Origin of the sequence: Gelidibacter maritimus (genome assembly GCF_014062315.1) — a bacterium.
GTDB classification, from domain to species: Bacteria; Bacteroidota; Bacteroidia; order Flavobacteriales; family Flavobacteriaceae; genus Gelidibacter; species Gelidibacter maritimus.
In genome coordinates this window covers 182,811-198,973 of record NZ_JACGLT010000001.1, presented here as the reverse complement: position 1 = coordinate 198,973, position 16,163 = coordinate 182,811, and the positions used below count along the sequence as shown (strand labels likewise).

Here is a 16,163-nt window from a genome sequence, read left to right as displayed (position 1 = left end):
TACCAATATCGTAAAATTTGACTGGAAGATTTAAGCCACTAAATTGAGAAGATTGCAAGGCTTTTCAACTTAGATGGTTGTGCGAGCATACACAATTTTGGGATAAGAAATTATATTGAATTATGGGGATAACCAATAACTGGAGATTTTAAATCTTAAACACAAGAATATAGTTCTTTAGCAGACGCTCCAGCAATAACATTGAAAAACTGATAATTTATTTTTGGTAAAAAAACAAGATATCTTAATCTAATACAGCCGAAGTTAATCCCTTCTGAACTTTCTAGTAATCTCAAAGATATGATTCATAATGGTTTTATCAATGTCACAAAACTCTATTTGACGTCTTGCCATGACCATTTTTGCCACATCAAAAGCTTTATTGGTTTGAAAAGTTGTGAAACCGGAAGCACCTCCCCAACTAAAACTTGGAATGAAATTTCTAGGATAACCACTTCCAAAGATATTTGCACTCACACCAATTACTGTTCCTGTATTGAACATGGTATTGATTCCACATTTACTGTGGTCGCCCATCATAAGGCCACAAAACTGCAATCCAGTTTTCTGAAAACTTTCGGTAGCATAGTCCCAAACCCTAACCTCAGCATAATTATTTTTAAGATTTGAAGTATTGGTATCAGCTCCCAAATTGCACCATTCTCCTATAACCGAATTTCCTAAAAATCCTTCGTGGCCTTTATTGGCATGAGAAAAGAGAACAGAATTGTTAACCTCTCCTCCTATTTTAGAATATGGTCCAACGGTTGTAGGTCCATAAACCTTAGCGCCCATTTTAACAATAGAATGCTCACAAAGTGCAAATGGCCCTCTGATCATGGCACCTTCCATTATTTCTGAGTCCTTGCCAATATAAATCGCTCCTTTAGAAGCGTTGAGGGTGGCAAACTCCATCACCACTCCCTCCTCCAGAAAGATATTATGTGGGGCTATAACACTATTTGTGGATGAAATTGGCTGTGAATCCCTGCCAATTGTTACCAAATTGAAATCTTCTTGGATGGCCACTCCATTTTTTGAGAATATATCCCAAACATACTCCACTTTAATTGCTTCACCGTCGTATTCAATGGCGTCAAAAGAATTAAAATCAATATCTTCTTGGGCATCCTTCGTAAAAAAGGCAATCACATCTTCATCTTGGAAAATAGCTTGATTTTCATTAAGGTTTTTCACCAAGTGCACTAGTTCTTTATTGGGTAAATAAGATGCATTGATCATTATATTCTCATCCAATTCTACCATCGGATATCTTTCCGAAAGGTAATCTTCGGTAATTGTGGTTGTAGTGTATCCCAAATGCATTTCCCATTTTTCCCTAATAGTCAAAATTCCTATTCTTAAATCGGCTACTGGTCGGGTATAGGTAAAAGGTAAAAGATTATCTCTAAAAGGGCCGTCAAAAAGGATGTAGTTCATGTATTAAAACAAAATTGGTTAGGAATCGAAAAGTTTAGCAAATGACAAAATCTCGAATTAAGAGCGAAAATGCTTTTCTTTAATTTTACAACTATTTCGATTTCGAAAATTTCAAGGCTCAAAAGTAGTGTATTTATAGAAAACAAAAAAGCCTCCAGAAAATATCTGAAGGCTTTTACTATTTTAGTTACTAAATTACTTTTTGAATTTAGCGTATTTGTTTTTAAACTTATCAATACGACCAGCAGTATCTACCAACTTGGATTTACCAGTGTAGAACGGGTGAGATGTTCTTGAAATCTCCATTTTTACAAGTGGATACTCAACACCATCAACGTCAATAGTTTCATTTGTATCAGCTGTAGATTTACTTATAAACACGTCGTCATTGGACATGTCTTTAAATGCTACAAGTCTATAATTTTCTGGATGTATACCTTTTTTCATCTCTAAATACTTTAAAATCGTTCAATTTTTGAAAGTGCAAATTTAAGTATTTTTTGCAAATGCACAATAGATTTGGTTTAAATTTTCACTTTTTACAAAGTATTGATTTTTATGCTGCCATTTTCAGCGTAAAATTAGCGCTTATAACCCGTAAGAATGCAATTTTATCTCATATTAGTTTGTAACGTTTTTCTATATTTGCTTACTAACTAATATATAAACCAATTAAACCAATTATTATGGACATCATGGAAACAGAAAAATTTCCTCCAGGGAAATTTGCAATGAATTACGGCGTGATCTTAGGACTTATAATGGTCGTAATTTCTGTCCTCACTTATGTAACAGGTTTAGCTCTAGAAGGTGCGCAATGGCCTCCAGCTATCTATTATCTTGTTTTTCCTATTGTTATATTTTATGCGATTTCTCAGTATAAAAAACGAAATGCCAACATCTTAAGTTTAAGCGATGCACTTAAGGTAGGTGTACTGATTGGTGTAATAAGTGCCGTAGTATTTGTCATCTACTCTTTAATATTCAGTTATGTCATAGATCCTGATTTTGTTAATCAAATGATGGATGTGACCAAAGATAAGATGCTTGTAGAAAATCCTGAGATGACTCAAGAGATGCTTGATCAAAGCATGAAATTTGTTGAAATGTTTGCCAATCCTTGGATAATGGGAGCTATTTGGGTGGCTATGAGTAGTCTTTTTGCCCTTATTTATTCGCTTATTGCTGGTTTAATAATGAAAACACAATAAAACTTGCTTTGGAGTTATTTTATTACTTTTGAATCATCTCAACTTGAAACCATTTAAATGAACATATCAGTAGTTATACCACTACTCAACGAAGAGGAGTCTTTAACTGAATTATATGATTGGATTGCAAAAGTGATGCTGTCCAATCATTTTTCTTATGAAATTATCTTTATTGATGATGGTAGTACGGATGGTTCATGGCAAATTATTAAAAAGTTATCAGAAAAAGATCCGAATGTTAAGGGCATTCGTTTTATGCGGAATTTCGGCAAATCGCAAGCACTTCACGCCGGATTTGAAAAGGCGCAAGGCGATGTAGTCATCACCATGGATGCCGATTTGCAGGATAGTCCCGAAGAAATTCCCGAACTCTACAGGATGATTGTCCAAGAGCATTACGATATGGTTTCAGGGTGGAAGAAAAAACGCTACGACGCTGTGCTTTCTAAAAACCTGCCTTCCAAGCTTTTTAATTGGGCAGCACGTAGTACCTCTGGAGTGAAATTAAACGATTTTAATTGTGGTCTTAAAGCCTACAACCTCACCGTTGTAAAAAATATTGATGTCCACGGCGAAATGCATCGTTATATCCCTGTATTGGCCAAAAACGCTGGGTTTTCAAATATCGGCGAAAAAGTAGTCCGCCATCAAGCTCGTAAATACGGCACTACCAAATTTGGTATGAATCGGTTTATTCATGGGTTTCTGGATTTGTTGACTATTTGGTTTGTTTCCCGTTTTGCAAGACGACCAATGCATCTATTTGGTGCCTTAGGTGCAATAATGCTAATTATAGGACTTGGTTTTACATTGTATTTGGGTATAGATAAACTCTTTTTAAATACGGCAGGACGCCTGATTACAGATCGTCCACAATTCTATATTGCACTATCCACGATGATAATTGGAACACAGTTTTTTATCGCTGGCTTTTTGGGCGAAATTATTTTGCGCAACAAAGACGACAGAAAACGTTATCTTGTTCATGATGAATTGAACTTTTAACTCATTAAATTAATAGTCTTTAATCGACCAGCATTTGCTTAATTGCCTATTTTTGTAATATTAACTTTAATCACACCGCCATGATCCACATTGAACCAAAAATTTTAGAACGTATCAACACTTGGCTAACACCAACTTTTGATAAAGAAACACAAGATAAAATCAAGGACAGTATCGCTTTTCAGCCTAAGGAAATTCAAGAAGCATTTTATAAGGATTTAGAATTTGGCACTGGCGGAATGCGTGGAATTATGGGCGTTGGCACCAATCGTATCAATAAATATACCCTTGGACGAAACACACAGGGTCTGAGCAATTACTTACACGAGCAGTTTCCTAACGAAACGCCTAAGGTGGTCATTGCCTACGATTGTCGTCACAACAGTAAAACTTTGGCTAAGGTTGTAGCCGATGTATTTTCAGCAAACAATATTCAAGTTTATTTGTTTGAAGATTTACGCACCACCCCTGAATTATCATTTTCAGTAAGACACCTGGGTTGTCAATGTGGCATTGTTTTAACAGCATCCCACAACCCTCCAGAGTATAACGGTTTTAAAGTTTATTGGCAAGATGGTGGCCAATTGGTTCCGCCTCAAGACGCTGAAATTGTAACTGAAATTAACAGTTTGGAATATTCCGAAATTAATTTTAAATCCAATGAACAATTCATAAAAATCATTGGTAAGGAAGTGGATGAGGCTTTTATAAATGCATCAGTAAAGAATGGAAACTTTACCGATCAGAAAGCAAAAGATGACATTACTGTTGTCTTCACTTCACTTCATGGAACTTCAATAGTTACCATTCCTGAAACGTTGGAACGTGCAGGTTACAAAAACGTTCATGTTGTCAAAGAACAAGCCGAGCCAGATGGTGATTTCCCGACGGTAGAATCGCCAAACCCTGAAGAACCGGAAGCTCTCAAAATGGCTTTAGAGCTTGCAGAAAAAGTCAATGCAGATATTGTTGTCGGAACAGATCCTGACTGCGACCGTTTAGGGGTAGCCGTTAGAGATTTAGAAGGTAAATTAATCCTTCTCAATGGTAATCAGGCCATGTTGGTAATGACCGATTTTTTATTAAGACAATGGAAAAAACAAGGCAAACTAGATGGGAATGAATTTGTAGGCTCCACAATAGTTTCCACACCAATGGTTAAGGTTTTGACAAACTCTTACGGGGTTGAATATAAAGAAGGCTTAACCGGATTTAAATGGATTGCCAAAATGATCAAGGATTTTCCTGAGCTCGACTTTATTGGAGGCGGTGAAGAGAGCTTTGGGTTTATGGTGGGCGATTTTGTTAGAGATAAAGATGCGGTAACCTCTACCCTATTGGCTTGCGAAATAGAAGCACAAGCAAAAGCAGACGGCAGCTCATTTTACGAGACACTTTTACAGCTTTACGTTACTCACGGACTTTATAAAGAACATTTAGTGGCAATAACCAAAAAAGGCATGGAAGGCGCCCAGGAGATTAAGCAAATGATGATTGACGCCAGAGAAAATCCGTTAAAGGAAATCAATGGTTCCAAAGTAACGAGAATTGAGGATTATCAAACCTCAAAAGCGCGAAATTTTGTCAGCAATACCGATGAGAACATCGCCATTCCTAAATCGAATGTCATTATTTACTATACCGAAGATGGCAGTAAAATAGCCTTGAGACCAAGTGGTACGGAGCCTAAAATTAAGTTTTATATGAGCGTTAATGCCCCATTATCTTCTATTGAAGAATATGCTGCTGTTGATAGTCAATTACAGGAAAAAATTGACGCCATACTTAAAGACATGAACCTGAGCTAAATGGAGTATTTAAAAAAGTTTTATCGGTTTATAATCCCGTATAAAAAACATGCTTACCTCAATATATTTTTCAACGTTCTTTATGCGCTATTTAGCACACTTTCTTTCGTTGCTTTAATTCCGGTTTTTAAAGTTATTTTCAGCGGCCAGCGCAAAGTTGCTACGGAACCTCAATTTGAAGGCCTGGGGAGCATTAAAACTTATGTGGAAGATTACCTCAACTTTTTTATTGCTGACAAAATTGAAACGCATGGCGATTTTAAGGTGCTTATGCTCATGGTCGGGATCATTATCAGTATGTTTCTTTTAAAAAACCTCTTCAATTATCTCGCCATGTACTATATTACTTTTTTGAGAAATGGCGTTTTAAAAGATATCCGGAATGTATTATTCGATAAGATCGTCACCTTACCAATTGCCTTCTATTCTGAAAAAACCAAGGGCGACACCATTTCTCGTGTTAGTGCGGATGTAGACGAGGTTAAAAACTCATTTTTAGCAGTCTTGGAAATGGTGGTTAGAGAACCGCTTACCATTTTATTCTCACTGATTGCCATGCTCATCTTGAGCGCCAAATTGACCTTGTTTGTTTTTATATTTATCCCGATTTCGGGTTTCATTATTTCAAAAATCGGCAAGTCACTTAAAAAAGGCTCTTTAAAAGTTCAGCAAGAACAGGGTATATTCTTATCCATTCTTGAGGAAACTATGTCTGGCCTGCGTATTATTAAAGCTTTTGACGTGGAACATGTTTTTGCCAAAAAATTTGAAGACTCCAATGAACGTTACTACAGATACTCCAATACTCTGCTGAATCGTCAAAATTTGGCATCTCCCGTCAGTGAATTCTTAGGCATCATCGTAATAGGGATACTTCTGGTGTATGGTGGTTATTTAGTGTTTATAGATAATTCCATGGATCCGAGTTTTTTTATAGGATACATTACATTGGCCTATAACATCCTTACCCCTGCAAAGGCTATCGCCAAGGCTAGTTATGGGGTTAAAAAAGGAAATGGTGCAGCCAATAGAATTCTGGAATTCTTGGAATCGGAAAACACCATTAAGGAAATTGAAAACCCGGTGATCAAAAATGAATTTGAATCTGACATCAAAATCGACAATATCTCCTTCAAGTACGATGATCATTTGGTGTTAAGAAATTTCAACCTTAATGTTCCAAAAGGACAAACTGTGGCACTTGTTGGGCAATCCGGAAGCGGTAAAAGTACCATTGCCAATTTGATTACAAGATTTTACGATGTCAATGAAGGCAGCATTTCCATTGACGGCATAGACATTAAAGACCTATCCAAAACCTCATTAAGAAGCATGCTGGGTGTGGTATCCCAAGATTCTATTTTATTTAATGACACCATTGCCAACAATATTAAAATTGGCAAACAAGACGCTACCGATGAGGAGGTTATTGATGCCTTGAAAATTGCCAATGCCTGGGAGTTTGTAAAAGATCTTCCTAATGGTATTGAATCCAATATTGGCGACTCTGGAAATAAATTGTCGGGAGGTCAAAAACAACGCTTAAGTATTGCTCGAGCGGTCCTGAAAAATCCTCCAATCATGATCCTTGATGAAGCTACATCAGCTTTAGATACAGAAAGTGAGCGTCTAGTTCAATCGGCCTTAGAAAATATGATGCGTAACAGAACATCAGTTGTCATAGCCCATAGATTATCAACCATCCAAAATGCCGATGAAATTGTAGTCATGCAAAAGGGTGAAATTGTTGAGCAAGGTAAACACAATGAGCTCATTGAAAAAAATGGAGTTTACAAAATGTTGGTGGATATGCAAAGTTTTGAGTAGATCTATCAATTATTACAACTGAGATTCTGTTAATCAGAAAACCTCGAGGATCAGCTCTACGATCTGGTTCAGCCTACATACAGTCAGAAAGATCGATAAATTAGCTTGATGAATATTCAAGAACCTCTGTCAAACCCACGAGGTATGAATAAGGAATTGACTTTTCAATCGAGGCAAGCCTTGAGGTATTATGCCAATTAAATTTTTAAATATCGTGTTTATTTTTATAGGATATAATGCCGATATAAATTTTTAAGGAGCATTTAAGCGACATTAAAATTATAATCGGTATTAAATCCTATTGGTGGAAATAAAAGAGAAGTAAATTATCCTGCTAAAAGCGGAGATGAGTTCAACCATCTGTTTTATATGCGGAGCTTTGCTCCTTTTTTAAACCAGAGTTTTACTAATAAGAAAAGGATGCCACTACCAATGCGCATCCTTTTCAATTTTGCGTCAATGCCCATAAAGTCATTAACAAATAAGTAGGTTAGGTAGGTACAAACCTATTACTTTTTATCTTACTAACCAAGAAAAAAATGCAATTCATCGATAATTTTAACACCTTATCGATATTATTTCTCCTAAATAACTGATTATCAATAAAGTTATTTTGAACCAAAAATCTTGGGGTCCATTCGATTGGTAAGTAAGGACAAGTCCATTAGGTATATCTGGGAAGATATCTTTTAAATCGAGACAATGCTTGGGGAATTAAAATCGATTGTTGGAATAAATTTTAAATAATTGCATTAAACTTTTCATATCTTCAACCGTCTTATTAAAAAACGTTTTTGTGCATAGCGACGAAGAACTCATTTTAAGATTAACATCTAAGGTCACCAAAGATTCCGCTTTTAAGGAATTGCTCACGCTATATAAGGAACGGTTATATTGGCATATTCGAAAAATTGTGGTAAGCCATGACGATGCGGATGATGTTTTACAAAATACCTTTATTAAGGTTTATAAAAACATCCACGGTTTTAAGGGTGAGAGCAAACTATTCTCTTGGATCTATCGTATTGCCACCAATGAAGCCTTGACGCATTTAAAACGCAATTCAAAATTAAAGAGTATTGGCAGTCAGGAGTTACATGATCATACCATTAATAACCTTGAGGCCGATGTTTACTTTGAGGGCGATGAGATTCAATTGAAACTGCAAAAAGCCATTGCCACCTTGCCTGAAAAACAGAAATTGGTGTTCAACATGCGGTATTTTGACGATTTAAAATACGCTGACATGTCAGAAATTTTAGAGACCAGTGAGGGGGCCCTAAAAGCCTCTTACCATATTGCCGTAAAAAAAATAGAGGCTTATTTAACCGACGATTAAACCTTTTTATAATTTAAAAGTCTTAGTAATAGCATGAAGAAAAGTCAGTTACATAATATCAAAGAGACAGGGTTTACGATCCCTGATTCTTATTTTGATTCTTTTGAGAAGCGCCTAATGGATAAAATGGCCGTTCAAGACGAGATGGCTACTATAAAAGATCCTGGTTACACTGTTCCAGAAAATTATTTTGAAGCGTTTGACACACATCTACAAGCTCGTTTAAGTGCGGACGGTGAGTCATCAGCAAAATCTAAAATCGTCCCATTAATATCGTGGCGAAGTGCTATGGTTATTTCAGGTGTGGCGGCCACTTTATTGCTGTTGTTTACTTTAGTTTTAAAATCAGACGACCCTTTATCCATCAATCAGGTTGAAACAGCTTCAATAGAAGCCTATCTTAATAATGAAAACCTCAATGATTATGATATTGCATCCTATTTGGATGATGATGAATTGAATATAGATAACTTTGTATCCACAACACTTACAGAAGAATCCTTAGAAAATTACCTTCTTAACCACACCTCTCTCGAAGATTTAATATTTGGAAAATGAAAAAAATAACGTTTATATTTTTGATGATTTTGACCTCTTGGTCAACATTCTCACAGAACTCTGATAAAAGGGAAAGAATAAAATCGCTTAAAGTAGCTTTTATTACTGAGCGTTTGGCATTGACCCAGACCGAAGCCCAAAAATTTTGGCCTATTTACAATGCCTACGAAACTGAAAAAGATAATCAACGTAGGCTTGGCTATGAAAAACGTAAACAGATTTCGGACAACATCACTGAAGCAGAAGCCAAAATTGCGCTGAATGATCTCATAAAATTTGAAAGAAACAGAGAGAATTTGAGAATCGATTTTATTGAAACTCTGTTGAAGCAAAATGTATTGCCTGCAAAGAAAATTCTTCAGTTAAGAACAACTGAGGATGAATTCAACCGAAAAATGCTCCAGGAATACCGAAAGCGTCATGGTGATCCACATGGAAAATAATAATTAAGATCTCAAATTTCGAAAACTAAAAATTCCAAATTCCAATACTAAATAATTGGAAATTGGATTTTTTTTTATTGAGATTTCTTTTGTTTTATTGAAATTTCAATCGTGCTATTCTCCCCTTGCCAGCGGCATAAGCCACAGTATCATTTAAGAATTGGAGGGTGTAAAATCCTTCATCGCTTAAATGGTTCCAAGTACTACCGGAATCCGAAGAATAGTCAATGCCTTTAAAACCGATGGCTACAAGCTTCTTCCCTTGACTATTCGGAACATATTGCACACAGCTTCGATAACCTGGTTCTTCTCCATCACCAACCAATTGCCAAGTTTTTCCGCCATCTGAAGTTCGCATCTTATTGGCCTTGCTTTCATCTGGTTTGGTATAGTCTCCACCAATTGCAAAACCATTAGTTTCATCATAAAAATCAACGGAATATATGCCTGTCGTGTTTTCACCATTGACCATTGGTGTTCCAGATGCCTCCCAAGACTTGCCTTTATCACCAGAAAATAATATTCTACTCGTTTTCCCACCAGTAGCTACCCAGGTTTTGTTACCTACTATAGCAATGTTGGTATTGCTAGCTGCAAACGCAGCCTCACCTTCCATGCTTTTCGGCAAGACTTCACAAGGTAGTTTAGTCCAAGTTTCGCCACCATCTCGGGTGATGATTATGCTCATACAGCCATCAATCGGGTCTCCTATGGCAATACCCTCTTCTGAATTCCAAAAACTCAAGGCATCATAAAACACCTTTTCATGTTCCTCTTTATAAACCACTTCCATTTCACCATTTTCTCCTGTCTTAAATAATAATGCAGGATTCTCTACACTCAACATAAAAAAGTCATTGGATGTCCTTGCCACCGCTCTAAACTGCAGATTTAAAGTGTCATAATTTTGTGTTGCCGTTGCCCACTCGTCAGTTTGAGGATTATACAATCCAAAAACGCCGTTGTTGGCAGCAAAAGCTAAACTTTTATCCGAAGCAACATCAATCGCTCTAATACTTAATGTACTGTCTTTAAAAATCTCTTCAATCTCAACTGAGGAGATTTCAGGCTTGATAGGTGTTTCTTTTTGTTTACAAGATAAAATTGCTGTTAACAATAATAGACTGGTCAATATTCGCATGGTCACATTTTTTGCCGAAAGATAATCGATTTAGAATCAAAAATATAAAATAGTCGCGCAGTCGTGGCATTTTAATGTAACTTTGCAGTCGCAATTTTTATAGAAAAGCTTGCAGTCGTTCAATCTAACGACAAACAATTAACAAAATTAAACAATGAGATTACACCGAAATATATCTTTTGCAGTTATTGATGGACTGATGTTGATTTTTAATGAGGGCCAATATGCGGATAAGGTCATCCAGCAACTTTTAAAACGCGACAAACGCTGGGGTGCCCGGGATCGCGCTTTTGTTGCAGAAACCACTTATGACATTGTGAGGTGGAAGCGCTTATATGCCGAAATAGCAGAAGTAAAGGAGCCATTTGATAGAGATAATATTTGGAGATTGTTTGCCGTTTGGGCAACCCTAAGAGGAATTAAACTTCCTGATTGGCCGTATTTTGAGAACACGCCTACCAGAAAAATAAAAGGACGGTTTGATGAACTTTCCAAAATCAGAAAGTTCAAGGAATCCATTCCTGATTGGCTGGACGAATTGGGTGAAAAAGAATTGGGCAATGACGTATGGACCAAGGAAATCAGCGCATTAAATGAACAAGCTGATGTGATTTTGAGGGTGAATACCTTAAAAACGACCAAAGAGAAGTTGCAAGCCGTGTTATTCGACCTGGATATTGAAACCGATTTTATTCCAAACTATCCCGATGCCTTAAAATTAAAAGAGCGCGCCAACGTGTTTCAAACGGAGGCTTTTAAAGATGGACATTTTGAAGTTCAGGATGCCTCATCACAATTGGTAGGACAGTTTTTAAATGTTGAGCCAGGAATGCGTGTGGTGGATGCCTGTGCCGGTGCCGGTGGAAAAGCCTTGCATCTTGCCGCATTAATGGAAAATAAAGGCCAGGTTATTGCTTTGGATATCTATGGAAACAAGCTCAACGAACTTAAACGACGCGCCAAACGCAACGGTGTTTTCAATGTAGAAACAAGAGCTATCGACTCGACCAAGGTCATCAAAAAACTCTATGACACGGCCGATCGCGTTTTAATAGACGCACCGTGTTCTGGTTTGGGCGTATTGCGTAGAAATCCGGATGCCAAATGGAAACTGCAACCTGAGTTCATTGAGCAAATAAAGATAACCCAACAGGAGATCCTCCAACAATATTCAAGAATGGTCAAATCAGGCGGGCAGATGGTTTATGCAACTTGCTCGATATTGCCATCTGAAAACCAAGATCAAGTAAAAGCGTTTTTAGATTCAGAAGCGGGACAGGGTTTTAAGTTTGTAAAAGATAACAAGATATTGGCTCACACCTCTGGTTTTGATGGGTTTTATATGGCACTCTTACAGAAAAAGTAAGGCATTGAGTGGTGAAGCATAAACTATGTTATCAGTAGGCAGTTTTAATATAAATTCTCTAATTACAATCGGAGTAATTTAGCACGTAATCATGCTCTTATTAGTCTAAAACATAGGTATCAAAAATTATCTAATAGTTCTATTGATTTTGGTCAATAGATTTTTAATGCTGGTTTCACTTTGGTGACTAATCTTATTGAAGTGGAAGCCACATTTATTTATGAATAGTTTCTAAATAATATCCTTAAAAAAGACTAATTTTGCTCTTTCAAAATACAAACTGTCTGTCCAAAAAGTCAGGCATAAACTAAGACATAATGATTCATTTCTTCGGAAACCAAAATAGCAAGGTATTTGCTGTTCAAGCCACAAAAGAATTAACAACAGAAACCATTGATAAATTGGTATGGTTATTTGGCAACCAACCTAAAATTGAACAAGCATCTCTCGATGCTTTTTTTGTTGGCCCCCGTGCTGCCATGATTACGCCCTGGAGTACGAATGCTGTTGAAATTACGCAGAACATGGGCATTTCCGATATCATCCGTATAGAAGAATTTCAGTCTGTAACTGAAGATTTTAAAGACTTTGACCCAATGATCTCTGAAAAATATAAGGGGATCAATCAAGAGTCATTCACCATTCATATCCAACCGGAGCCTATCGTCAATATCGATGATATTTCGGCGTACAACCAACAAGAAGGTTTGGCTTTGAATGAGGAGGAAATCGACTATCTAGAAGGGATTTCCAAAAAGATCGGCAGAAAGCTGACCGACTCAGAAGTCTTCGGATTCTCGCAAGTCAATAGCGAACATTGTCGCCATAAGATTTTCAATGGTCCTTTTGTGATTGATGGTGATGAAAAGGAGCACTCTCTTTTCAAGATGATTCGTGAAACTTCGAATAAAAACCCAAATACTATTGTTTCGGCATACAAAGACAACGTCGCTTTTGTAAAAGGTCCGGTCGTTGAACAATTTGCACCAAAAACAGCCGACAAACCTGATTTTTATAAAACCTCAGACTTTGAATCCGTTATTTCTTTAAAAGCAGAAACGCATAATTTCCCAACTACGGTAGAGCCTTTTAACGGTGCTGCTACAGGTTCAGGAGGAGAAATCAGAGATCGATTGGCTGGCGGGAAAGGCTCTTTGCCATTAGCGGGAACAGCAGTTTATATGACGGCTTATTCACGATTGGAGGCTGACCGTTCTTGGGAACAGAAGATGAAAGCCCGTCCGTGGTTGTATCAAACCCCAATGGATATTTTAATTAAGGCCAGTAATGGTGCCTCAGACTTTGGTAACAAATTTGGCCAACCGCTAATTTGTGGTTCCGTTTTGACTTTTGAACATGATGAAAGTTCAGATGTCACAATGTCTACAACTGAAGGATCACCACGTAAACTTGGTTACGACAAAGTCATCATGCAAGCTGGAGGTATTGGTTACGGAAAAGCTGATCAAGCCTTAAAAGACACACCTAAGGTTGGTGATAAAGTGGTCATCCTTGGGGGTGAAAACTACCGAATTGGGATGGGTGGCGCCGCCGTATCATCCGCTGATACTGGTGAATTCTCAACGGGTATCGAACTGAATGCCGTTCAACGTTCCAATCCGGAAATGCAAAAACGTGCCGCCAATGCGGTTCGAGGTATGGTTGAAAGTGAAGAAAACCATATTGTTTCCATTCATGATCACGGTGCCGGTGGCCATTTGAATTGTTTAAGTGAACTGGTTGAAGATACCGGTGGGTTGATCGATTTGGACAAATTACCAGTCGGCGATCCAACACTTTCTGCAAAAGAAATTATCGGCAATGAATCTCAGGAGCGTATGGGCTTGGTCATTGCAGAGAAACATTTAGAAACACTACAAAAGATAGCAGACCGCGAGCGTTCGCCAATATACACCGTTGGAGACGTTACCGGAAACCACCGATTTACTTTTGAATCCATGACCACAGGTAAAAAACCAATGGACTTGGAAATCAATGATATGTTTGGAAGCTCTCCAAAAACGATCATGACAGATAAAACCATCAGCAGAAATTACGACGCTGTCTCCTATCAAAAGGATAAGTTTTACGATTATTTAGACCAATTATTGCAATTGGAGGCTGTTGCCTGTAAAGATTGGCTGACCAATAAAGTGGACCGTTGCGTGGGCGGTAAGGTTGCGAAACAACAGTGTGCCGGACCGCTTCAATTACCACTTAATAATGTTGCCGTTATGGCCTTAGATTATCAAGGAAAAGAAGGTGTTGCCACTTCGGTAGGTCACTCTCCTATTTCGGGCTTGATAGATCCAATTGCAGGCAGTAGAAATGGAATTACAGAAGCACTTACAAACATGATCTGGGCACCTTTAAAAGACGGTTTACAAAGTGTTTCACTTTCAGCCAACTGGATGTGGCCTTGTAAAAACGAAGGTGAGGATGCCCGACTTTATAGCGCTGTAAAAGCCGTTTCTGAATTTTCCATTGATCTGGGCATCAACGTTCCAACAGGAAAGGATTCACTTTCCATGAAGCAGAAATATCCAAAAGAAGAGGTTATTTCTCCTGGCACCGTCATTATTTCGGCAGCAGCACACTGTAGCGACATTACTAAGGTTGTCGAACCTGTCTTAAATAAAAATGCAGGAAACATCTATTATATCAACCTTTCTCAGGATGGATTTAAATTGGGCGGTAGCTCTTTTGCACAAATCTTGAATAAAATAGGTAACGAAACGCCAACGGTACAGAATGCAAACTATGTGAAAAATGTATTTAATACGATTCAAGGCTTAATTAAAGATGAGCAAATAGTTGCAGGACATGATGTGGCTTCTGGGGGACTCATTACCACCTTATTGGAAATGTGTTTTGCCGATAACAATTTGGGTGCAGAATTTGACCTGACCGACATCGGAGAAAAGGATTCTTTCAAATTACTTTTTGCTGAAAATGCAGGAATCGTTTTTCAAACCAAGGACACTTCAGCAGAAAAAATACTAACCGATGCCCATATTGAGTTTTTCAAGATCGGAAAGGTGGTTGAAGGCGCTTTCCTAAATATCCTCAATGGAAGCGATGTGTTTAGCATGACCGTTTCGAAGTTGCGTGACATGTGGTATAAAACCTCTTTCCTACTCGATCAAAAGCAAACCGCAAACGGCTTGGCAAAGGCTCGCTTTGAAAACTATAAAAATCAGCCATTACAGTATAAATTTCCAGAGCATTTCACAGGAAAATTGGAAGGTATGGTCAAGTCGCGACTTGACCATAAAGCACGCCCTAAAGCAGCTATTTTAAGAGAGAAAGGCTCCAACTCTGAGCGCGAGATGGCAAACGCCATGTTCCTGGCAGGATTTGATGTCAAAGACGTGCACATGACCGATTTGATTTCAGGTCGTGAAACTTTGGAAGACATTCAATTTATTGGTGCCGTTGGAGGGTTTTCAAACTCGGATGTTTTAGGGTCTGCAAAAGGATGGGCCGGTGCATTTTTATACAACGAAAAAGCCAATCTCGCCTTAAAGAATTTCTTCAAAAGAGAAGATACCCTGTCTGTTGGCATTTGCAATGGCGCACAGTTATGGATGGAATTGGGCTTGGTAAATCCGGAACATGAAACTCATGGTAAATTGACGTATAATACGTCCAATAAGCACGAAAGTGGTTTTAGTTCTGTAAAAATACAGGAAAACAATTCGGTGATGTTATCAAGTTTGGCTGGGAGCACCCTTGGTGTTTGGATTTCGCACGGCGAAGGTAAATTTAAACTTCCGCTCTCTCAGGAACACTATAATATCGTGGCCAAATATGGTTATGACGCCTATCCAGCAAATCCAAATGGTTCCGATTTTAACACGGCAATGATGTGCGATAAAACTGGTAGACATTTAGTGACCATGCCGCATATTGAGCGATCAATCTTCCAATGGAACTGGCCGTATTATCCAGATGGCAGAAAGGATGAAATCTCGCCTTGGTTGGAAGCTTTTGTCAATGCTCGCAAATGGATTGAAAACCAATAG

General features: G+C 37.8%; 12 protein-coding genes. 9 read left to right on the top strand and 3 right to left on the bottom strand.

The window, feature by feature from the left end; all coding sequences use genetic code 11:
* Positions 1–264 precede the first annotated feature (264 nt).
* A complete protein-coding gene (locus H3Z82_RS00870; RefSeq protein WP_182201989.1) occupies positions 265–1,440 on the bottom strand; it encodes a GlmU family protein in 1,176 nt (391 codons plus the stop codon).
* A 195-nt stretch (positions 1,441–1,635) separates the two neighbouring features.
* On the bottom strand, positions 1,636–1,887 hold the full coding sequence (locus H3Z82_RS00865; protein ID WP_182201988.1) for a type B 50S ribosomal protein L31: 252 nt from the start codon (positions 1,885–1,887) through the stop codon (positions 1,636–1,638).
* Positions 1,888–2,126: 239 nt separating this feature from the next.
* Here H3Z82_RS00865 and H3Z82_RS00860 point away from each other — a divergent pair, with 239 nt between their 5' ends.
* The 7 genes from H3Z82_RS00860 (at position 2,127) to H3Z82_RS00830 (ending at position 9,631) form a co-directional block, all read left to right on the top strand.
* Positions 2,127–2,651, top strand: a complete 525-nt coding sequence (locus H3Z82_RS00860; protein ID WP_182201987.1) for a DUF4199 domain-containing protein — start codon at positions 2,127–2,129, stop codon at positions 2,649–2,651.
* A 57-nt stretch (positions 2,652–2,708) separates the two neighbouring features.
* Positions 2,709–3,656 (top strand): glycosyltransferase family 2 protein, encoded by a 948-nt coding sequence (locus tag H3Z82_RS00855; protein ID WP_182201986.1) that lies wholly within the window; start codon positions 2,709–2,711, stop codon positions 3,654–3,656.
* A gap of 80 nt (positions 3,657–3,736) precedes the next feature.
* Complete coding sequence (locus tag H3Z82_RS00850) at positions 3,737–5,464, top strand: phospho-sugar mutase (RefSeq protein WP_182201985.1); 1,728 nt, start codon at positions 3,737–3,739, stop codon at positions 5,462–5,464.
* Positions 5,465–7,291, top strand: a complete 1,827-nt coding sequence (locus H3Z82_RS00845) for an ABC transporter ATP-binding protein (RefSeq protein ID WP_182201984.1) — start codon at positions 5,465–5,467, stop codon at positions 7,289–7,291.
* A gap of 796 nt (positions 7,292–8,087) precedes the next feature.
* Positions 8,088–8,630: an RNA polymerase sigma factor gene (locus H3Z82_RS00840; RefSeq protein ID WP_182201983.1), complete on the top strand. Its 543-nt coding sequence runs from the start codon at positions 8,088–8,090 to the stop codon at positions 8,628–8,630.
* A gap of 33 nt (positions 8,631–8,663) precedes the next feature.
* Positions 8,664–9,188 carry a hypothetical protein gene (locus tag H3Z82_RS00835; protein WP_182201982.1) on the top strand — a complete coding sequence of 175 codons (525 nt, stop codon included), beginning with the start codon at positions 8,664–8,666 and terminating at the stop codon, positions 9,186–9,188.
* Complete coding sequence (locus H3Z82_RS00830) at positions 9,185–9,631, top strand: hypothetical protein (protein ID WP_182201981.1); 447 nt, start codon at positions 9,185–9,187, stop codon at positions 9,629–9,631. Before H3Z82_RS00835 ends, H3Z82_RS00830 begins: the two co-directional genes overlap by 4 nt.
* A gap of 94 nt (positions 9,632–9,725) precedes the next feature.
* Here H3Z82_RS00830 and H3Z82_RS00825 read toward each other — a convergent pair whose 3' ends face one another.
* Entirely contained in the window at positions 9,726–10,772 is a 1,047-nt protein-coding gene (locus H3Z82_RS00825; RefSeq protein ID WP_182201980.1) for a WD40/YVTN/BNR-like repeat-containing protein, read from the bottom strand.
* Between the two features lie 154 nt (positions 10,773–10,926).
* Between H3Z82_RS00825 and H3Z82_RS00820 the strand changes: the two genes are divergently transcribed.
* Positions 10,927–12,138: an RsmB/NOP family class I SAM-dependent RNA methyltransferase gene (locus H3Z82_RS00820; RefSeq protein WP_182201979.1), complete on the top strand. Its 1,212-nt coding sequence runs from the start codon at positions 10,927–10,929 to the stop codon at positions 12,136–12,138.
* 317 nt (positions 12,139–12,455) lie between these two features.
* On the top strand, positions 12,456–16,163 hold the full coding sequence (gene purL, locus H3Z82_RS00815) for a phosphoribosylformylglycinamidine synthase (protein ID WP_182201978.1): 3,708 nt from the start codon (positions 12,456–12,458) through the stop codon (positions 16,161–16,163).